18 protein-coding genes are annotated in these 19219 nt (G+C 73.7%); 13 read left to right on the top strand and 5 right to left on the bottom strand.

Translation table 11 applies throughout. From position 1 onward, the window contains the following. Nucleotides 1-180: 180 nt before the first annotated feature. A complete protein-coding gene (locus VEW93_12060; GenBank protein ID HYI62526.1) occupies nucleotides 181-1821 on the bottom strand; it encodes a 2Fe-2S iron-sulfur cluster-binding protein in 1641 nt (546 codons plus the stop codon). A 265-nt stretch (nucleotides 1822-2086) separates the two neighbouring features. On the opposite strand from VEW93_12060, the gene VEW93_12055 reads away from it, so the two are divergent. From VEW93_12055 to VEW93_12035, 5 genes are all read left to right on the top strand, one after another. Then, on the top strand, nucleotides 2087-3052 hold the full coding sequence (locus VEW93_12055) for a hypothetical protein (protein ID HYI62525.1): 966 nt from the start codon (nucleotides 2087-2089) through the stop codon (nucleotides 3050-3052). A 165-nt stretch (nucleotides 3053-3217) separates the two neighbouring features. Then, nucleotides 3218-4189, top strand: coding sequence for a hypothetical protein (locus VEW93_12050; protein ID HYI62524.1), 972 nt, complete (start codon nucleotides 3218-3220; stop codon nucleotides 4187-4189). Nucleotides 4190-4286: 97 nt separating this feature from the next. After that, the gene (locus tag VEW93_12045) at nucleotides 4287-5381 is read left to right on the top strand and encodes a hypothetical protein (GenBank protein ID HYI62523.1); all 1095 of its coding nucleotides are present in this window, start codon (nucleotides 4287-4289) and stop codon (nucleotides 5379-5381) included. Between the two features lie 251 nt (nucleotides 5382-5632). Then, nucleotides 5633-6484 (top strand): hypothetical protein, encoded by an 852-nt coding sequence (locus VEW93_12040; GenBank protein HYI62522.1) that lies wholly within the window; start codon nucleotides 5633-5635, stop codon nucleotides 6482-6484. 133 nt (nucleotides 6485-6617) lie between these two features. After that, nucleotides 6618-7343: a sigma-70 family RNA polymerase sigma factor gene (locus tag VEW93_12035; GenBank protein HYI62521.1), complete on the top strand. Its 726-nt coding sequence runs from the start codon at nucleotides 6618-6620 to the stop codon at nucleotides 7341-7343. 31 nt (nucleotides 7344-7374) lie between these two features. Here VEW93_12035 and erpA read toward each other — a convergent pair whose 3' ends face one another. Next, nucleotides 7375-7695 carry an iron-sulfur cluster insertion protein ErpA gene (gene erpA / locus VEW93_12030; GenBank protein ID HYI62520.1) on the bottom strand — a complete coding sequence of 107 codons (321 nt, stop codon included), beginning with the start codon at nucleotides 7693-7695 and terminating at the stop codon, nucleotides 7375-7377. Nucleotides 7696-7954: 259 nt separating this feature from the next. Then, nucleotides 7955-8743 (bottom strand): helix-turn-helix domain-containing protein, encoded by a 789-nt coding sequence (locus VEW93_12025; GenBank protein ID HYI62519.1) that lies wholly within the window; start codon nucleotides 8741-8743, stop codon nucleotides 7955-7957. A 162-nt stretch (nucleotides 8744-8905) separates the two neighbouring features. Here VEW93_12025 and VEW93_12020 point away from each other — a divergent pair, with 162 nt between their 5' ends. The 5 genes from VEW93_12020 to VEW93_12000 are packed head-to-tail and all read left to right on the top strand — an operon-like array spanning nucleotide 8906 to nucleotide 14123. Next, a complete protein-coding gene (locus VEW93_12020; protein HYI62518.1) occupies nucleotides 8906-10210 on the top strand; it encodes an Mrp/NBP35 family ATP-binding protein in 1305 nt (434 codons plus the stop codon). A 10-nt stretch (nucleotides 10211-10220) separates the two neighbouring features. Then, nucleotides 10221-10571, top strand: coding sequence for a hypothetical protein (locus tag VEW93_12015; GenBank protein ID HYI62517.1), 351 nt, complete (start codon nucleotides 10221-10223; stop codon nucleotides 10569-10571). Then, nucleotides 10571-12007: a GMC family oxidoreductase gene (locus VEW93_12010; protein HYI62516.1), complete on the top strand. Its 1437-nt coding sequence runs from the start codon at nucleotides 10571-10573 to the stop codon at nucleotides 12005-12007. Before VEW93_12015 ends, VEW93_12010 begins: the two co-directional genes overlap by 1 nt. 11 nt (nucleotides 12008-12018) lie before the next feature. After that, nucleotides 12019-13077 (top strand): NAD-dependent epimerase/dehydratase family protein, encoded by a 1059-nt coding sequence (locus VEW93_12005; GenBank protein ID HYI62515.1) that lies wholly within the window; start codon nucleotides 12019-12021, stop codon nucleotides 13075-13077. Further along, the gene (locus VEW93_12000) at nucleotides 13074-14123 is read left to right on the top strand and encodes an NAD-dependent epimerase/dehydratase family protein (protein HYI62514.1); all 1050 of its coding nucleotides are present in this window, start codon (nucleotides 13074-13076) and stop codon (nucleotides 14121-14123) included. The genes VEW93_12005 and VEW93_12000 overlap by 4 nt, the downstream gene beginning before the upstream one ends. Nucleotides 14124-14198: 75 nt before the next feature. Here the strand turns inward: VEW93_12000 and VEW93_11995 are convergent, their stop codons facing one another. Beyond that, nucleotides 14199-14999 (bottom strand): enoyl-CoA hydratase/isomerase family protein, encoded by an 801-nt coding sequence (locus VEW93_11995; GenBank protein ID HYI62513.1) that lies wholly within the window; start codon nucleotides 14997-14999, stop codon nucleotides 14199-14201. A 104-nt stretch (nucleotides 15000-15103) separates the two neighbouring features. Here VEW93_11995 and VEW93_11990 point away from each other — a divergent pair, with 104 nt between their 5' ends. Together VEW93_11990 and VEW93_11985 are read left to right on the top strand one after the other, a co-directional pair. Next, on the top strand, nucleotides 15104-16642 hold the full coding sequence (locus tag VEW93_11990) for an FGGY-family carbohydrate kinase (protein ID HYI62512.1): 1539 nt from the start codon (nucleotides 15104-15106) through the stop codon (nucleotides 16640-16642). Between the two features lie 44 nt (nucleotides 16643-16686). After that, nucleotides 16687-16968 (top strand): hypothetical protein, encoded by a 282-nt coding sequence (locus VEW93_11985; GenBank protein ID HYI62511.1) that lies wholly within the window; start codon nucleotides 16687-16689, stop codon nucleotides 16966-16968. A 31-nt stretch (nucleotides 16969-16999) separates the two neighbouring features. Here VEW93_11985 and VEW93_11980 read toward each other — a convergent pair whose 3' ends face one another. Continuing rightward, nucleotides 17000-17941, bottom strand: coding sequence for an alpha/beta hydrolase (locus VEW93_11980; protein ID HYI62510.1), 942 nt, complete (start codon nucleotides 17939-17941; stop codon nucleotides 17000-17002). Between the two features lie 117 nt (nucleotides 17942-18058). On the opposite strand from VEW93_11980, the gene VEW93_11975 reads away from it, so the two are divergent. Next, nucleotides 18059-19162, top strand: coding sequence for a Zn-dependent alcohol dehydrogenase (locus VEW93_11975; protein HYI62509.1), 1104 nt, complete (start codon nucleotides 18059-18061; stop codon nucleotides 19160-19162). The last annotated feature ends 57 nt before the right edge of the window (nucleotides 19163-19219 follow it).

The raw sequence follows: 19219 nt of genomic DNA, 5'->3' as shown, positions 1-19219 counted from the left end.
AGGCGCGGCCCCCGCAGCCCCCGCCCGCCCCCGAACCGGCGCGCCTTCACCCGGCCCCGACCGCCCAAACGCGCGCCAGTTCGACGCCGTCGCCCGACCCCTGGACACCCGCCCCGAACCGGCGCGCCTTCACCCGGTCCCGACAGCCCAAAGGCGCGCCAGTTCGGGGGTGGGGGGTGGTCAGGGGCCGGTGGGGAGGTCGGTGGGGGTGCCGGCGGCCAGCCAGGCCGCGGCGGCGGTGGCGGCGAAGACGGCATCGGAGACGTTCACCGGCTCGCCGGCGTCGTCCCCCTCGACCTCGACCTCCACCCGGGGCATGTCCAGGGCCCGGAGGATCCCGAAGGAGCGGATGGTCAGGTCCTCGACCACGCCCTCGGCCGTCACGGCCAGGCCCTCGCTACGAATCCACGACAGGCCCTGGTGGACGGCGCCCACGCAGTAGGAGCGCAGCACCGCCTCGTCCAACGGGTCCCCGGGCCGGACCCGGACGTGCACCGTGCCGTCGGCCGCCAGGGTCACCTCGGCCCGACCCCCGCCCGGGGCCACCACCGGTCCGCACCGGCCCGCGGCCCCGGCCTCCAGCACCACGGCCTCGGCCCACCCGGCGGCCCGCAGGCCGGCGTCGGTTGGCGGACCGGCCACGTCGACCTCCTCCACCTCCAGGCCCGGCGCGGCGGCGGTGATGGCGGCAGCGATGCCCGGCGTGGCCACCACCCGCAAGCGACCGGTGCCGTCGGCCCGGGCCCCCCCGGCCACCGGGGGCCGCTTGGGACCGAGGCGCACCGTGTCCTCCCGGGCCAGGAGGACCCGGACCGGGCGACCCCAGCGGTCGGCCAGGGCCCGGGCCGCCCCGGCCACCGGCGACGAGCGCTTGGCCCCGAAGGCCCCCCCGTTGACCAGGGGACCGACCGGGTCGCCCCCAGGGGCGCACCAGGCGGCGTCGGGCTCCAGATAGGCCGGTTCGACCCAGCACGTGCGCAGGGTCGCGGCCCAATCCCCCTCGGGCAGGGCCAACGGGGGCACCGGGTCGACGGTGGTCCGCCGGCCCTGGACCTTGCCCGAGCGGGCCCGCACCTCGGCCAGGGTCTCGCCCACCACCCAGCCCCCGGCCCCGTCGGGCACGGCCACCAGGGCGTCGGCCGGGGCGCCGTCGTCGGCGAAGCCCCCCTGGCCGAGGGCCACGTCCGGCCCCACCCGCTGGACGGCCCCGCCCTCCAAGGTGGCCCGCCGGGCCGCGGCCTCGAGGTCACGAGCGGGGGCGGTCCGCACCGAGACGGCCCGCCCCGCCGGCGTGGCCTCGGGCTCACCCTCCAGGGGCGGGCCGGCCAGGAGCGCGGCAGCCCGACCCCAGGCGTCCACCACGGGCTGCCAGCCGGTGCAGCGGCACAGGTGGGCGGCCAGGGCCCGGCCCACCGCGGCGTGGTCGTCGGGGGCCACGCCCTTGGCCCGGGCCCCCTCCAGCCGGCAGATGATGCCCGGGGTGCAGAAGCCGCACTGGCTGCCCCCGGTGGCCGAGAAGGCCTCGGCCCAGGCCGAGCGGACGTCGGGAGCCAGGCCCTCGGCGGTGGTGACCGACCGGCCGGCCACCCGGCGCAGGGGCGTCACGCAGGCCACCCGGGGCGCCCCGTCGACCAGCACCGTGCAACAACCGCACTGCCCCTGGGGGGCGCAGCCGTCCTTGGGGGATCGGAGCCCCAACCGGTCCCGCAGGGCCTCCAGCAAGGTGATGCCGCCGTCGGCCACCTCGACCTGGCGCCCATCCACCTCCAGCTGGACCGCGGTGCCCTCGACGGTCACCTCGCGGGGCGTGGGCTCGGACACCGGCCGGAGCATACGAGGGCCCGGGGCGGCCACCGTCCGAGCGCCCGGGCCACCTCCGGTGGCGACCCGCCCCGACGGCCCGGCGCCCACCCCGACGGCCACGCACCGACCCGACGACGGTGGGGAGCCACCGCCGCCGACAGCCGGGACAAGCCCTGGAGGCACCGCCACCCCCGACAGCCGGGACACCAACCAAGCCGTGGGCCCGTCACCCGCGTCGCCCCGGGAGGACCGGCCGGGGGCCCGGCTCCTAGGGTGCACGGCCGTGGCCGCCGACCTCCCGCCCCCGCCGCCTCCCACCCGGTCGCTCAGCCGCCGGGCCCTCCTGCAGGGGGCTGCGGCCCTGGGCGTGGCGGGGGCCGCCGGGGGCCTGGGCCTGGCCGCCTGCGGCGACGACGACGGCGACGGCGACGGCGACGGCACCGGCGACGGGCCGGCCGGCACCGGAGGCGCCACCCCGTCCCTGTCCCTGGTCACCCTGCTGAACCCGGCGGCCAGCCTGGCCGCCGGCACCGAGGCCCGCCTGCCCCTGGCCGTGGGGGACGAGCGAGGGGCCCTGGTGGACGACTCGCCGGACGAGCTCACCTTCGAGGTCCGGACGGTGGGCGGCCAGGTGGTGGAGCGAGCCCTGCCCGTGGCCCGCCGGTCCGACGGCCTGCCCCAGGCCTACTACCCCCTGGTGTTCACGCCCCCCTCGGCCGGCAACTACCTGGCCACCACCGAGGTCGACGGAGCGGCCCTGGAGGCCGCGTTCGCGGTGTCCCCGGTGGCGGCCATCACCATCCCCCGCCCCGGCCAGCCGTTCCCGTCGCTGTCCACGCCCACCACCGAGGCTCCGGGCCAGGTCGACCCGGTGTGCACCCGGGAGCCGGCCTGCCCCCTCCACGACGTGGACCTGGCCACGGTGCTGGGCACCGCCCCGGTGGCCCTCCTGGTCTCCACGCCGGCGTTCTGCCAGCAGGCCATCTGCGGCCCGGTGCTGGACGTGCTGCTGGCGGCCCGGGCCGAGGCCCCCGACGTCCGGTTCCTGCACCTCGAGGTGTACCGCACCGCGGCCGAGGTCGAGGCCCAGGGCCTGGAGGCGCCCCTGTCCCCGGCGGTGGAGGAGCTGGGCCTGCCCTTCGAGCCGTGCCTGTTCCTCATCGCCGCCGACGGCACGCTGGCCCGGCGGGTGGACGTGATCTTCGACCAGGGCGAGCTGGGCGAGCGCCTGGCCGAACTCACCGCCTGACCGACAGCCGTCCACGGGCGTCCCGTAGGGCCGAAGGCCGCCCTCACCTCGTCTGAGGTGTGAAATCCGTCACTCTGCTTAACCTCGCTGTCCTTCTCGGGGGCTGAGACCTCGGAAGCGCAGACACCCGAGGTCCCCATGAGACGTTCAGAAGTTCAGGATTGGATGGACGAGTCGTCGCTCTTCGACGGAGCGGGACGAGATCCGTTGCTGGGCAGCCCCCGACGCCGGGGCCGCACCAGCCGGACGACGTGGGTCGTGCTGGCCCTCGTCCTCGTCGTCCTCCTCCTGGCCGTAGCCGGCGTCGCCCGACTGTCCGATGACTCCTCGGCGGACTCGACGGCCGTCACCGCCATCCTGTACGTGGTCGACGTCTCAGGGTCGGACGGTGTCGAGTCCGAACGCCGTCTCCAGATCGATCGCGCCGCTCGCATAGGCGAGTTTGCCATCAGTCGCAAGATCCCCTTCATCGTCATGATCGTCGGCGGCAACGCGGCCGACGCCGAGGTCCTCATGCGCGTGCGGGCCGACAAGCTCCGTTGCGACGGGACCGACGAGTGCGAGCAAGTGAACCGCACCGCCCGCGCCAGCTTCCGGAGAGACATCGCGAACAAGCTCTCATTGGAGGAAGTTCCCCGCCGCACCGGCAGCCCGGTCGGGGAGGCCCATGCCGATGCCAGTCGCAACGCACGGCTGGTCGGAGGACCGGGCGCCGTCATCGTCTGGGACTCGGATATGGAGCAGGCAACGCTCGGCCCCAATGGCGAGCAGGAACCGACCGAGGAAGAAGCCATTCCTGGAACGGAGAAGCGTCGAGTCTGGCTCGAGAAGGTCCAGAGCTACACGCCTGAGCAGGCCGCAGCCGATGCCACCACGATCCTCGCTGCAACGCCCGCCAACCTCGAAGGCATGCACAGCCTCTATCTCGGTGTGGCAAACCGGGACATGAGTTCCCCCTCCAACTATCCGCAGGAAGACGGGCCTCAGGGCGAGGCGGAAGGACGACCTCTGAATAGGACCGCCTTGTGGTCCTTCGCTCACGCGCTCTGCACAAGGACCGAGGCCGAGTCCTGCATCCCCGTGATCGACATCGGCGAAGTCATCGCATTCATTGAAAACCTGGACAACGGGAGTTGACATGCCAAGACGATGGAGTTGGGGCCGCCAAAGAAGCCGCCCACTCATGATCAGCGGACCAAAGGGAAATGAGGCCGACCGCCTGCACCCGAGTGAGTTGGCGCAGCTCGAAGCGGTGGTCAGCGGCACGTACCAAGAGCTGGTTCACCGGCTGAAGGAGGTCGACACCGCGTTCCTTCAGACCGACTCTGAAGCCAGGGAGCGGGAGGCGATCCTCAAGGAGCAGGAGCCGGAGCTCCGCACCGACGTCACGTCGACGGCCACCGAGCTCGACGAGTTCGAGGCCCGTCACCGCGGGCGAGGCATCGAGTGGTGGAGGCGAGCGTTCCCCTCGTGGTCCCGCTGGCTCTCCCTGCCCGTGGTCACCGGCGCCGAAGGCGTGGCGACCTACCTCCTGCTCGAAGGCTTGACCTCGAGCACCGTCACCCGAGCCATCGTGGGCCTCATCATCGGTGCCGTCCTCGCCTTCACCGGCGATCAGACCGGCGGCGAGCTCTCGGAGTGGTGGCGGGGGTTCCGCATGTACCGCCTTGGCCTCCAGAACCACCCCCGCCCCATGCGCATGTTCACCGCCCTGGCCGCAGTCATGTTGATCGTAGGGCTCGGGGCGGGTGCGTTACGGGCGAGCGGCACCTTGGGTTCCTCGACGCAATCCCTCAGCGAGGTCGGCATCACCGTCGAGGAGGCCCCGGCCGACGAGCCTCTGGGTGTCGGGGACTGGGCGATCTTCTTCTTGTTGGGCGTGGTCCCCGCCCTCATCGGGGTCGGGGTGGCGCTCGGAGCGGTGAACGAGCTGGGCGATGCCCACGACGAGCTGGTCGGCTCCGCAGCCGACGCCGAACACGCCCTGCAGGAGAACAGCCGCGAGTACGAGGCCGCTCGACGGGCCCGCCAGAGGGCCGCCAGCAGGTTCCTCGTCGAGGCCAAGAGTTGGCCCTCGCACGTGGAAGCGCTCATCAGCCGGGGTCGAGAGGCGGTCTTCGCCCAGCGCGCCGCCGAGACCGAGCACTTCGGCACCTCGGTGTCGCAAGAGGTGATCGACGAGATCGACAGCCGGTTCGAACACCTGAGGGAGCTCGAGTTCCCGGAGGAGCACGTGGCCTACGCGCACACCGTCTTCAACGGTGACCTCGGCGAGCATGCCCACAAGCGCCCGCCGGAGGACCCGCCTGACCTGTCGATGGTCCAATGAGCGGGAAGGAGGAGTGGCTGCCCATTGCTGCAGGTGAGGGTCGGGATCCCCGGTCCTCTGCCATACTCGACCGCATGCCTCCGGGCTTGGCCAGCCGCAACAGCCGGAAGAGGAGCAGGATCACCGGCGGGGACGTGTGGTCGACCAAGACCGTCGGCGCCACCTTCGCCACCGGAGCGCCAGCCGTCCCCCAGCCCTTTGACGATCCCCTGTCGAACCCCCCAGGCCTCGTCCGACGAGCCGGGGGCTCGATGGCGATCGCCATCCTGTTCGCCGTCGTGGTCGTGTTCAGCCTCTCCCTGCTCACCCCTGCCCCGGGACGCCACTTGCTGTGGAGCGTCGGTGTGGTGGGGCTGGGCGGGCTGATCCAGCACGTCCTCCGGACGGGGCGAGCCCACGCCCCCTGGGAATCCGCCTATCAGCAGGCGGCCCTCCGCTTCCGGGAGTCCGGGTTCACGCCGGAGGCGGCTCACCGCCAAGCCATCACGGTCATCTGTGGCCTGCACGCCCGCCAGCAGCGGGTGATCCGCTCGAAGCGGCTCGATGCCGAGTTGGACCTCGAGATCGGACGCCACCTGGTCTTCCCCGATCACCCTGGCGAGGACGTCCGAAGGCAACACCTGCGCCGCGCTCTCGATCGTGGCGTCCTCAACTTCCTCACGCCCGAGCAGCAGGCGCTCCTCCTGGATCGCAGCGGCTCCGGTACCCGGGACGGGGATGGGTCGTCGACCCCTGGCGCCCCGCTGCGCCTCGTGACCTCGGCACCGGACGATCCTCGGGGGTCGGGGGCCACGGCCCGTCTCCGCTCCCGACTGAGGAGGGGACCAACACCACGGGCGACGGAGCACGACGAGCCCGAGGCGCTCTCGTGGACCGTCGTGCGAGATCGGTCCATCGCTCGTGCCCGGAACACGCACAAGAGGTCTCGTGACCAGGCCCATGATCTGGGGCTGCGAGTCATCGTCTCCCTCGCCTCCAGATACCCGCGCGGCCTCCCCGCCGATGGGTGGGAGCAGATCGCGGACCAGAGCCTCGATGCCCTCGTTGCCGAGCGGTCGCCGGCACCGAGACCCGAGCAGGGGCACAGCGAAACTCCCGGTTAGCGCGCCGCATCTCGTCGACGTCCATCCATGTCGACCAGCGCGATCCGCGCCCCTCACCCGATGCTTGGCGTATCGGAACTTTTGCCAAGAAGTAGACACATCCTGTTACGGTGAGAAGGGAGGGGAGGTAAAGATGAGTGAGCCGACGCCCCGGTCATCCCGCGATCCTGAAGACGTCCAAGCGATGGTCGCTCGAGTGGTCGATGAGGTCTTGCACCCTGAGACGCGGCACGAGAGGGCCGCATTGGTCCGATTGGTCATGTCGAGCCTGCGACACCGCAACCCCGACGACCTCGAAGAGGATATCCGGGACATCTGCCGGAGGGTCGTCCCTTCGATCCTCGGACCCCAGTACACCTGGCCTGACATCCGCAAGCACGTCGAGACCGCAGCGACCGCCATCCTCGGATCACGCCACCACCATCACTACGAAGAGCTCGTCGAGGTCACGCTCGAGAAGCTCCTGAAGCAGGGGCCCGGCGAGGAGAAGACCGTTCGCAAGCTCAAGAAGTTCATCAAGACGGTTTGCGTGGGCGAATGGAACCGCCTCTACAAGAAGAGCCAGCGCCTCAAGAGCAGCCCGTTGGAGGAACTCAACGGTGAGATCACATCCGACCGCGCGGACGACGCATTCATCGATGTCGACGAGGACGATGTCGTGGATCGCATCTTCGAACGCTTCGGACGTCGCTCAGCGAAACATCGACACTGGGCCGAGTTGCTCAGATCGCACTACGTCGACGGCCGGACGCAAGCCGAGATCGCCGAGCAGCTCGACATCTCAGCCTCGGCGGTGTCGCAACAGATGAAGAAGGCCAGAGCAGCCCTCGAGAGGTTCATGGACCGCGACGGCATGTGACGCCGGGTGATCGAGGTCCGACCCGAGTGGGTCAGGAGAAGCTGGAACCGCAGCCGCAGGTGCGCTGGGCGTTGGGGTTGTTGATCGAGAAGCCGGCCTGGGTCAGGCCGTCGGCGTAGTCGAGGGTGGCCCCGTCGAGGAGCATGGCGCTCGAGGCGTCGACCACCACCTTCACCCCCGAGTACTCGACGGTGAGGTCGTCGTCGGCCACCTCGCTGTCGAAGAACATGTCGTAGCTGAAGCCCGAGCAGCCCCCGGGGCGCACGGCGACCCGCAGGGCGAGCTCTCCCTCGCCCTCGGCGGCGATGAGCTCGGAGACCTTGGTGGCGGCCTTGTCGGTGAGAGCGATCACGTCGGCGTCCTCCTCGTCACGTCGGGGCCCAGCGGCCCGTCGGCAACTCTATCGGCGATCCCGTCCCGGACCCCCACCCCACGACCGAGAGCCTCCGGCCCGGTGTCCCTTCTGGCGCGGTCGGTGAACATCCCCGTCCTCCCCCCGCGCCGCAAGGCGACCCTCGGCACGTCTGGCGCGCTCAGACCACGTCGACGTTCACCCACCGCGCCAGAACGGCTGGGGTCAGCTGATGCCCGGATGCGGGCGGGTCAGGCGGTCAGGCGGTCAGGCGGTCAGGCGCCGACCGGACGGGCGAGCCGGTGAGGCGGATCTCGACCTGGCAGGGAGCCCGGTCGACCAGGGAGCCGAAGCCCGCCACCTCCCCGTCCCCGGCCGCCGCCACCACCCCCTCGATCAGGCCCCGGTGCAGGCTGCACAGCAGGTCGGGCCGCTGCTCGGCCAGGTCCCGGAACGGGCAGTGGGCGAAGGCGATGGTGACCAGGTCGGCCTCCCCAGCCACGCCGGTCCCGCCGTCGAGGTCATCGCCCACCACCGCGGGGTCGAAGCCCATGGCCTCGAGCTGGGCCACCACCGCGCTGAGGCAGCCCCGGCCCCCGAGGCGGACCCCATCCAGCCGGCCCTGGTCCCGGCCCACGTCGAGGGCGTCGGCGGCGTCGGCCCCGGTGGCCGCGGCCAGCCGCACCAGCATGCGGGCCAAGACGGGGAACGACGCCGGCTCCAGGCCCAGCGAGGGCGCCTCGGCAGCCAGGGAGTACAGGTGCTGGGGCCGGCCCACCCCGCCCCGGGACGCGCTCTGGACCTGCAGCAGGCCCACGTCCCGCATGCGCTCCAGGTGGGGCCGCACCGTGTTGGGGTGCAGGCCCAGGGTGGCGGCCACATCCGCGGTGGCCAGGGGCCGGGGGGAGCGGGCCAGCTCCAGGTAGATGGCGTAGCGGGTGTTGTCGCCCAAGGCCTTGAGCACGGCCAGCCGGCCGGTCTCCGACGCGAGGTCACCGGTCCCCGCCCCCTCACCCCCGTCGCCCTCCGGGGCGTGCGCCACGTCCACGGCCCGCGAGCGTACCGCCGCCCCGGACGGAACCGCCGGAGACCGACGACCGCGCCCCCATCGACCCGGGGGCCGCGGTCGACCCCTCGTCCACCGCCCACCCCAGATGCCCCCGCCGCCTCGGCCCGGGGTTCTCACCACCACCGCCGGTAGAATTCGACCATGCCCTCCCCCTCCGCCCCCCGACCGGCCGACGAGCCGGGCCACACCCCGGCGGTGGCGGTCGAGGAGCTGCGGGGCCTGCTGCGGGGCGTCATCGACCCCGAGCTGGGCAGCGACATCGTCGAGCTGGGCATGGTGCGCGACGTGGCCGTGGACCCCGCCGGTCGGGTGACGGTCACCATCGCCCTGACCACCGCCGGCTGCCCCCTCCGAGCCCAGATCCAGCGCGACATCCGCACCCGGCTGGGCTCGGTCCCCGGGGTCACCCACGTGGCCCTGGACTGGACCGAGATGACGGCCGAGCAGAAGACCTCGGCCATGGCCAAGGCTCGCTTCAACGTGGCTCAGCGACCGGAGGACACCGCGGTGGCCCCCACCACCAAGGTGATCCTGGTGGCCTCGGGCAAGGGGGGCGTGGGCAAGTCGTCGGTGACGGTGAACCTGGCCACCGCCCTGGCCGCCCGGGGCCTCACCGTCGGGGTGCTCGACGCCGACGTCTGGGGCTTCTCGGTGCCCCGCATGCTGGGCCTCGAGGGCCGTCTGGCCGGGCAGGTGCGGGACGGCCGCAAGGTCATGGTCCCCCACGAGAAGGCCGTCGGCCCCGGCACCCTGCGGGTGATCTCCATGGGCTTCCTGGTCGAGGACGAGGCGTCCGCCCTCATGTGGCGGGGCCTCATGCTCAACCGGGGCGTGCAGCACTTCCTCCAGGACGTCGAGTGGGGCGACGACCTCGACTACCTCCTGGTCGACATGCCCCCCGGCACCGGCGACGTGCAGATGGGCGTGGCCAAGCTCATCCCCCGCTCCGAGGTGCTGGTGGTCACCACCCCGGCCCTGGCCGCCCAGAAGGTGGCCGAGCGGGCGGTCAGCATGGCCCGCAAGAGCTACCTGCGGGTGGCCGGTGTGGTCGAGAACATGAGCACCTTCACCTGTGACCACGGCGAGAGCTACGCCCTGTTCGGCACCGGGGGCGGGGCCGCCCTGGCCGAGGCCTCCGGCGCCCCCCTGCTGGCCCGGATCCCCCTGGAGCCCGAGATCGTGGCCGGGGGCGACACCGGCCACCCCGCGGCCCTGGGCCACGGCCCGGCGGCCGACGCCTTCCGGGCCCTGGCCGAGGTCGTGGTCACCGAGGCCGTGCCCCCCGTGGCCATGGCCGGCTGCACGGCCCGCATGCTGGACGCCGCGGTGGCCGCCCTCGACGACCTGGACCGGGCCGAGGGCGCCGACGAGGGCCAGGCCGGGGACCAACCGGGCCGGGCCGACGCCGAGGGCCACGAGGCCGTGACCCCGACGGCCAGCATCTAACGTCGGTCCCGTGGTGCCCTTCGAGCGCCGGGTCGTGGCCTGCCTGACCCGGACCTCCGACCCCGAGCGGCGCGCCGCGGTGGCCGCCCACGTGGAGGGCTGCCTCGCGTCCATGCCCGAGCACCTCCGGGCCGGCGTGCTGGGCGAGTCCCTGGCCCTGGGCACGTGGCTGCGCCTGCGGGGCGCCGGCCGCCTCGACGACGACACCCTGCGGGCCCGGCTGGCGGCCTGGGAGCACCACCCCGTCGACGTGGTCCGCCAGTACGTGCGGCTCATGGGCTCGCTGGTGCTCTTCGCCGAGGTCGAGCTGGAGGACGCCACCGACCCCGCGCCGGCCCCCGTGCCCGCCGGCGCCTCGTGATGGGCCGGCCCGACACCACGCTCCACACCGAGGTCGCCGTGGTCGGCTCGGGCGCCGGCGGCGCCGTCACCGCCGCCCGCCTGGCCGCCGCCGGGCGCGACGTCACCGTGCTGGAGGAGGGGCCCCGCTCCGAACCCGACGCCGTGGCCCCCTTCTCCCTGGAGGAGATGGCCACCAAGTACCGCCACCGGGGCCTGTCGGCCAGCCTGGGCAGCCCGGCCATCGCCTTCGCCGAGGGCCGGTGCGTGGGGGGCAGCACCGAGATCAACAGCGGCCTCTACCACCGCCTGCCCGGCGAGCTGGCCGCCGAGTGGGCCCGGGCCTACGCCATCGACGGCTTCGACCCGGGCACCCTCGACCGCTACGCGGCCGAGGTGGAGGCCGAGCTGGGCGTCTCGCGCCTGCCCGGCCCCGCCCCCCGGTCCTCGGCGGTGCTGGAGGAGGGGGCCACCAAGCTGGGCTGGCGGGCTGTGGAGTTCGCCCGGGTCCACCGCTACGAGCCCGGCGGCCGGGCCGTGAAGCAGACCATGTCCCGCACCCTGCTGCCCCGGGCCGAGGCCGACGGCGCCACCGTCCTGGCCGACTGCCGGGTGCTGCGGGTCCGCCGCCGGGCCGGGCGGGCGGTGGGCCTCGACGTCGAGCGCACCCGCCCCGACGGCACCCGCCAGCGGGTGGCCGTGCTGGCCGACCACGTGGTGGTGTGCGCCGGGGCCATCCAGACGCCGACCCTGCTCCAACGCTCCGGCGTGCGGGGCGTGGTCGGCACCGGCCTCAAGGTCCATCCCACCATCAAGGTGGCGGCCCGCTTCGGCGAGCCCATGGAGCACGACGACGTCCCCATGCACCGGGTCACCGAGTTCTCCCCCCACCTCACCATCGGGGGCTCGGCCAGCCGGCGGGGCCACCTGGCCCTGGCCCTGGCCGAGACCGGGCTGGACGCCACCGAGGCCATGGCCGACTGGGAGCACGTGGCCGTGTACTACGCCGCCATCCGCAGCGAGGGCCGGGGCCGCATCACCGCCCTCCCCGGCGCCGCCGCCCCCCTGGTGACCTACGGCCTCACCGACGGCGACCTCAGCCGCCTGGCCCGGGGCCTGGTGCACGTGGGCGACGTGCTGCTGGCCGCCGGGGCCTTCGAGCTGCACCCGTCGATCGTGGGCGGGCCCGTGGTCCGGGACCGGGCCGGCCTGGTGCAGTGGTGGGACGCCGTGACCCGGCGCCGGGCCAACCTCATGACCGTGCACATGACCTCCACCGTGCGCATGGGCGAGGACCCCGACCGCACCGGCACCGACAGCTACGGCCGGGTGCACGGCCACGCCAACCTCTACGTCAACGACGCGTCGCTCCTCCCCGACGCCCCCGGGGTCAACCCGCAGGGCGCGGTGATGGCCATCGCCTCCCGCAACGCCGAGCACCTGCTCGCCACCCTCTAGCCGGAAGACCCATGACCGAGCCGTCCCCCGCCCCCGCCGCGCCGCGCCCCGAGCCCGCCCCCGACCTGGTCGTCACCGGGGCCGCGGGGTGGCTGGGCCAGAACCTGCTGCGGGCCACCCTGCCCGACCGGGCCCGCATCCGGGCCCTGGCCCACGACGACGACCAGGCCGCGGTGCTGGCCGTGCTCGACCCATCGGTGGAGCCGGTGGTGGGCGACGTGCGCGACCCGGTGGCCCTGGAGCGCCTGTTCGAGGGGTTGACGGCGCCCACCGTGGTCCACACCGCGGCGGTGATCCACCCCGAGGGCGGCACCCGGGCCTTCTTCGACGTCAACGTGGGCGGCACCGAGCTGGTCCTCGACGCCGCCCGCCGCGCCGGCGCCGGCCGCCTGGTCCACATCTCGTCCACGTCCCCGTTCGGGGCCAACCCCCGGCCCGGCGAGAGCTTCACCGAGGACTCCCCCCGCGACCCGTTCCTGGGTTACGGGCGCTCCAAGCACGAGGCCGAGCAGCTCGTCACCCGGGCGCAGGAGCGGGGCGACGTGGAGACGGTGATCCTCCGGGCCCCGTGGTTCTACGGGCCGTGGCAGCCGGAGCGCCAGGCCCGGTTCTTCACCGGCCTGCGCAAGGGGCTGTTCCCCCTCGTCGGCGACGGGAGCAACCGGCGCTCGATGGTCTACACCGGCCACCTGGTCCAAGGGGTGCTGCTGGCCGAGTCGGTGGCCGCCGCCGCCGGGCGCGACTACTGGATCGCCGATGCCGAGCCCTACCGGGTGGCCGACGTGTACGCCACGGTGAAGGAGGCCCTGGAGGCCGAGGGCATCACGGTGGCCGAGCGCCAGGTGCGCATCCCCCGGCTGGCCGGCGTGGTGGCCGAGCGCCTCGACCGGGCCGCCCAGGCCCGGGGCCGCTACCTCCAGCCCTTCCACGTGCTGGGCGAGATGAAGGACGAGATCGCGGTGGACGTCACCCGGGCCTGCACCGAGCTGGGCTACGACCCGTCCACCTCGCTCCTCGACGGCATGCGGGCCAGCATCCGCTGGTGCCTCGACCACGGGATCGCCCTGTGAGCGGGCCCACCGCCAGCGGGCGGCGCAGCCTGGTCACCGGCGGGAGCGGCTTCTTCGGCACCATGCTGGTCGAGCGGCTGCGGGCCCGGGGCGACCAGGTCCGGATCCTGGACGTGATGGTGCCCGACCAGGTGCCCGACGGCGTCGAGGTGGTCGAGGCCGACATCCGCGACGCCGAGGCCGTCCGGGCCGCCTGCCAGGACGTGGACGTGGCCTTCCACAACGTGGCCCAGGTGCCCCTGGCCAAGGACCGCCACCTGTTCTGGAGCGTCAACGTGGTCGGGACGGCGACCCTGCTCGTCGCCGCCCGCGACGCCGGGGTGTCCAAGGTGGTGTCCACCTCGACCAGCGCGGTGTACGGCATCCCCGAGCGCAACCCGGTGGACGAGGACACCCCACCCCGGCCCCTGGAGGCCTACGGCCGGGCCAAGCTGGAGGCCGAGCTGCTGTGCCGCGACGCGGCGGCCGCCGGCCTCGACGTCACCGTCGTCCGGCCCCGCACCATCCTGGGCCACGGGCGCCTCGGCATCATGTCCATGCTGTTCGAGCTGGTGGCCGAGGGGGCGCCGGTGCCGGTGCTGGGCCCGGGCGACAACCGCTACCAGTTCGTCCACGCCGCCGACCTGGCCGACGCCTGCCTGCGGGCCGGCGACCGCCCCGGCCCGGCGGCCTACAACGTGGGCGCCCCCGGGTTCGGCACCATGCGGGAGACGCTGGAGTCGCTGTGCGCCCACGCCGGCACCGGGGCCCGGGTGCGATCGCTGCCCCACCGGCCGGCCCGCCTGGCCATGGAGGCGGCGTCGCGGGGCCACCTGCTGCCCCTGGCCCCCTACCACTGGCTGCTCTACGGCGAGTCGCTGTGGTTCGACAGCGGCCGGGCCCAGCGGGAGCTGGGGTGGGAGGCCCGCTACGACACGCCCACCATGCTGGCCGAGACCTACGACTGGTGGCTGGCCCACCGCGACACCCTGGACGGCCGCACCGGCTCCCACCACCAGTCCCCGGCCCGCATGGGCGCCCTGGCCCTGCTCAAGCGCCTGCCCTGACCCTCCCCGTCTCCGTTCTGAGGCGCCTCGGCACGCTCCCACGAGCCGTGGCGCCTCAGAACGGGCGGACCGGTGTCAGCCGGGGGAGCTGGGCCAGGACGGCGGGCGCTTCTCGCGGAAGGCGGCCAGGCCCTCGGCGGCATCGGCGGTGGCGGCGGTGACGGTGAGCAGCGGGTGGAGGGCGGCCAGGGCATCGGCCGCGGCCATGTCCCAGGTGGCGTAGAAGGCGTCGCGCCCGAGGCGCAGCGCGGTGGGCGACTTGGCGGCCAGGGTGGCGGCCAGCTCGTCGGTGGCCGCGTCCAGCTCGTCGGTCGGGACCACCCGGTGCACGAAGCCGATGCGCTCGGCCTCGGCCGCGTCCACCCGGCGGCCGGTCATCATCAGCTCCAGGGCCCGCTTGGGGGGCATGGACCGCACCAGCGGGACGGTGATCATGTGGGGCCACAGGCCGACGTCGATCTCCGGCGTGCCGAAGGTGGCGTCCTCGGCGCACACCACCAGGTCGCAGGCCAGGGCCAGGCCGAAGCCGCCGGCCAGGGCGTAGCCCCGCACCCGGGCGATGGTGGGCTTGCCCACGGCCCACAGGTCGGTGAACAGGCCGGCCAGCTCGCCCCGGGCGGCGTGGACGGCGGCCGGGTCGGCATCGGCCCCGGTGGCCATCCCCCCCAGGTCGGCGCCGGAGCAGAAGGCCCGGTCGCCGGCCCCGGTCAGGACCAGCACCCGCACCGCGGGGTCGTCCCGGCAGGCGGCCACCAGGTGGCGGAGGGCGGCGATGGCGTCCCACGAGAGGGCGTTGCGCACCTCGGGCCGGTCGATGGTCAGGCGGGCCACCCCGTCGACCACCTCGGCCCGGATGTCCGGCGAGGGCGAGTCCACGGGCCGGGACGCTACCGGCCCGGCCCGGCGACGAGGGCCGGAGCCGGGTCGGGCACGGCGCGTAGGGTTGGCCGGCCCTGCACCAGCCCGCCCCGGGGGACACCGTGACCGCCGACCACATCCTCGCCATCGACCTCGGCACCGGGGGGCCCAAGGTGGCCTTCGTGGACCTGCGGGGCAAGGTGGTGGCCCACGAGATCGAGACCACCCGGCTCATCCTGGACCCGCCCGACGGGGCCGAGCAGGACCCCGACGACTGGTGGGCCGCCATCACCCGCGGCATCGGGCGCCTGGTGGCCAAGGCCCCCGACGAGGCCGCCTCGCTCATCGCCGTCGCCGTCACCTGCCACTGGTCGGGCACGGTGGCCGTCGACGCCGACGGCAAGGCCATCGGCAACTCCATCATCTGGATGGACAGCCGGGGCGCCCCCCAGGTGGCCAAGGCGGTCAGCGGCCGCATCAACGTCATGGGCTACGACCCCCGGCGCCTGGCCAAGTGGCTGCAGCTCACCGGCGGGGCCCCCAGCCACTCGGGCAAGGACTCCCTGGCCCACATCCTCTGGCTCAAGGACCAGCGCCCCGACGTCTACGCCGCCACCGAGCGGTTCCTGGAGCCGGCCGACTACCTGAACCTGCGGCTCACCGGGAAGGCGGTGACCTCGCACGACTGCGCGGTGTTGCACTGGCTCACCGACAACCGCGACCGCGAGGCCATCCGCTACGACCCCCAGCTCCTGTCCTGGACCGGGCTGGACAAGGCCAAGCTGCCCCCGCTGGTCCCGTCGGCCACGGTGGTGGGCGAGCTGCTGGCCGAGGTGGCCGCTGACTGGGGCATCGCCGCCGGCCTGCCGGTGACCACGGCGATGGGCGACGTGCACGCCGCGGTGGTGGGCTGCGGGGCGGTCAAGGACTACGAGCCCCACCTGTACCTGGGCACGTCGTCGTGGCTCAGCTTCCACCTGCCGGTCAAGCGCACCGACATCCGCCACAACATGGCCGCCTTCCCGGCCGCCCTGCCGGGCAAGTACTTCCTGGCCAACGAGCACGAGGCGGCCGGCGCCTGCCTGCTCCACGCCCGCGACCAGCTGAAGCTGGTGGGCGACCTGGACGAGCTGAACGAGGTGGCGGCCACCGCACCGCCCGGCAGCAGGAAGCTCATCTACCTGCCGTGGCTCAACGGCGAGCGCACCCCCGTCGACGACCACACCATCCGGGGCGGCTGGACCAACCTGAGCCTGGCCCATGACCGGGCCGACATGCTCCGCTCCATCCTGGAGGGCGTGGCCTACAACTCCCGGTGGCTGCTCCAGGTGGTGGAGGCGTTCACCAAGTCGCCCCTGGGGCCCATCGTGGTCATCGGGGGCGGGGCCCGCTCCGACCTGTGGTGCCAGATCCACGCCGATGTGCTCCAGCGCCCCATCCGACGGGTGGAGGACTACCAGCACGCCGGCACCCGAGGGGTGGCCCTGGTGGCGGCGGTGGCCCTGGGCCGCCTGACCGTGGACGACCTCGACGGCTTGGTCGCAGTCGAGCGCGAGTTCACCCCCGACCCCGAGGCCGGCCAGGTCTACGACGAGCTCTACGACGCCTTCCTGGCCACCTACAAGGCGACCAAGGACATCCACGCCACCCTCAACCACTGAGCCGGCCCGCGGCCCGAGCCCGGTCCCTGGGTAACGTCGCCGCCATGGCCGCAGAGGGCAGCGACGAGCGTGGCGCGGAGGATCCCGTGATGGAGCGGAGGCGCCGCATCGAGCGGTGGGTCAGCCTCGGGCAGGGCGCCGGCTACGGCCTCTTCGGCGTGGCCGTGGTCGCCTTCGTGGTCGGCTTCGCGGTCGGGTTCGCCGGGTGGGTCGTGAACCTCATCGTCACCAGCCTGGTGGTGGGCTCGATCGTCCTGGCCCCGGCCATCGTCTTCGGCTACGCCGTCCGGGCCGCCGACCGCGCCGACCGCGAGGGCAGCTGGTAGCCGGCCGGGCGAGCCGATCCGCAGGGGCGGCTCAGGCCTCGGTGTGGAGGGCGGTGCGGAGGCGGTCGATGGCCGCCGCCGTGGCCTTGTCGGCGTCGGGGGAGAACGAGCCCATGCTGAAGAAGCCGTGGATCAGGCCCGGGTGGGAGACGTGGTCGACGGGCACGCCGGCCTCGGCCAGGTGGGCGGCGTAGGCGTCGCCCTCGTCGCGGAGCGGGTCGTACTCGGCCGTCAGCACCTGGGCCGGGGCCACGCCGGCCACCTCGGCCCGCAGCGGCGACACCGCCGGTGAGGCCGGGTCGCCGTGCTGGCGGTCGGCCCCCAGGTAGTGGTCGGCGAACCACAGCATGGACGCCTCGGTGAGGAAGTACCCCTCGCCGTTCTCCCGGATGGAGGGGTGGCCCATGGCCAGGTCGGTGGCCGGGTACACGAGGAGCTGGTGGCGCAGGACGGGCCCGCCCTCGTCGCGGGCCCGGAGGGCGACCAGGGCGGCCAGGTTGCCGCCGGCCGAGTCGCCCCCCACGGCCAGCCGCTCGGGGTCGCCGCCGATCTCCGCGGCGTGGCCGGCCACCCACGACAGGGCGGCCCAGGCGTCCTCGGGGCCGGCCGGGTAGGGGTGCTCGGGGGCCAGGCGGTACTCGACCGAGACCACCACCACCCCGGCCTCGGCGCACAGGCGACGGGCGGTGGCATCCGAGGTGTCGACGTCGCCGATGACCCAACCGCCGCCGTGGTACCAGACCAGGACGGGGGCGGGGCCCTCGCCCTCGGGCCGGTAGACGCGCACCGGCAGCGGGCCCCCGGGCCCGTCCAGGTCGCGGCCCTCCACCGCGCCGACCTCGATCGTCTCCCCCCGGGCCGAGGCCACCACCTTGTACATCATCCGCATGGCCCCGGGGCTGACCGCGGTCATGTCGATGGGGTTGGCCGCCAGCTGGTCGAGCAGGGCCTGGATCTCGGGGACGACGGGCACGGCAACCTCCGGGCGACGGGGCCGCCAGCCTACGCCGGCCCGGCGGACCGCACTTGACCCACCGGTCAGTTTCCTGAGCTAGGGTCCGGGCCCCGTTCTCGTCACGAGGAGACGCTCATGAAGGCCGCCGTGCTCACCGGTGTGGGAACCCCGCTGGAGATCCGCGACGACGTCGAGCTGGCTCCGCCCGGCCCCGGCGAGGTGCGGGTGCGGGTGGAGGCCTCCGGCGTCTGCCACTCCGACCTGTCGGTCCAGAACGGCACCATCCCCCTGCCCACCCCGATCGTGCTGGGCCACGAGGGCGCCGGCGTGGTCGAGGAGGTGGGCGAGGGCGTCAGCACCGTCGCCCCCGGCGACCACGTGGTGCTGTCCTTCGTCCCCCGCTGCGGCGAGTGCGGCCCGTGCCGCCGGGGCCAGCCCTACCTGTGCGACCAGGCCGCCACCGCGGCCGCGGCCGGCATGCTGGACGGCACCACCCGCCTGACCTCGGGCGGGGCCGCCCTCCACCAGATGGCCTCGCTGGGCACGTTCGGCCAGCAGGCCATCGTCCCCGAGATCAGCACGGTCAAGATCCCCGCCGACGTGCCCCTGAACATCGCCGCCCTCATCGGCTGCGGCGTCCTCACCGGCGTGGGCGCCGCCCTCAACACGGCCGACATCCGCCCGGGCGACACGGTGGCCGTCATCGGCTGCGGGGGCGTGGGCCTCAACGTGATCCAGGGGGCCCGCATCGCCGGCGCCGAGCGGATCATCGCCATCGACAAGTTCGCCTCCAAGCTGGACATGGCCAAGCAGTTCGGGGCCACCGACCTGGTGAACCCCGACGACGGCGACACCGTGGGCCAGGTCATGTCGCTGACCCAGAAGGGCGTGCACGCCGCCTTCGAGGTCATCGGCCTCCAGGCCACCATCACCCAGGCCGTGGACATGCTGCGCCCCGGGGGCGAGGCCATCCTGGTGGGCGTGCCCCCCCTGGACGTGATGCTCACGTTCAACGCCGCCTTCACGTTCCTGTACCTGAACAAGACCATCAAGGGCTGCTGGTACGGCTCGGCCGACGTGCAGCGCGATGTCCCCAAGCTCATCGGCCTGTGGCAGGACGGCGAGCTCAAGCTGGACGAGCTCATCAGCCGCGAGATCTCCATCGAGGACATCAACGGGGCCTTCGAGGCCATGCAGTCGGGCGAGGTCGCCCGCTCGGTCATCACCCACCAGCACTGAGCGCCGACGGCTCCCGGGCCGCCCATCGGCGGGGCCGGGCCGGGCCCCCGGCCGCCA

Source organism: Acidimicrobiales bacterium, assembly GCA_035630295.1.
Classification (GTDB): domain Bacteria; phylum Actinomycetota; class Acidimicrobiia; order Acidimicrobiales; family Iamiaceae; genus Iamia.
This window is presented reverse-complemented; position numbering and strand designations above follow the sequence as displayed.

Excerpts from the sequence above, each read along its gene's own strand:
- VEW93_11975 (HYI62509.1), top strand. The coding sequence starts at position 18,059 with ATGAAGGCCGCCGTGCTCACCGGTGTGGGAACCCCGCTGGAGATCCGC.
- VEW93_12035 (HYI62521.1), top strand. The coding sequence starts at position 6,618 with ATGAGTGAGCCGACGCCCCGGTCATCCCGCGATCCTGAAGACGTCCAA.
- VEW93_12020 (HYI62518.1), top strand. The coding sequence starts at position 8,906 with ATGCCCTCCCCCTCCGCCCCCCGACCGGCCGACGAGCCGGGCCACACC.
- VEW93_12010 (HYI62516.1), top strand. The coding sequence starts at position 10,571 with ATGGGCCGGCCCGACACCACGCTCCACACCGAGGTCGCCGTGGTCGGC.
- VEW93_12005 (HYI62515.1), top strand. The coding sequence starts at position 12,019 with ATGACCGAGCCGTCCCCCGCCCCCGCCGCGCCGCGCCCCGAGCCCGCC.
- VEW93_12040 (HYI62522.1), top strand. The coding sequence starts at position 5,633 with ATGGCGATCGCCATCCTGTTCGCCGTCGTGGTCGTGTTCAGCCTCTCC.
- VEW93_12050 (HYI62524.1), top strand. The coding sequence starts at position 3,218 with ATGGACGAGTCGTCGCTCTTCGACGGAGCGGGACGAGATCCGTTGCTG.
- VEW93_11985 (HYI62511.1), top strand. The coding sequence starts at position 16,687 with ATGGCCGCAGAGGGCAGCGACGAGCGTGGCGCGGAGGATCCCGTGATG.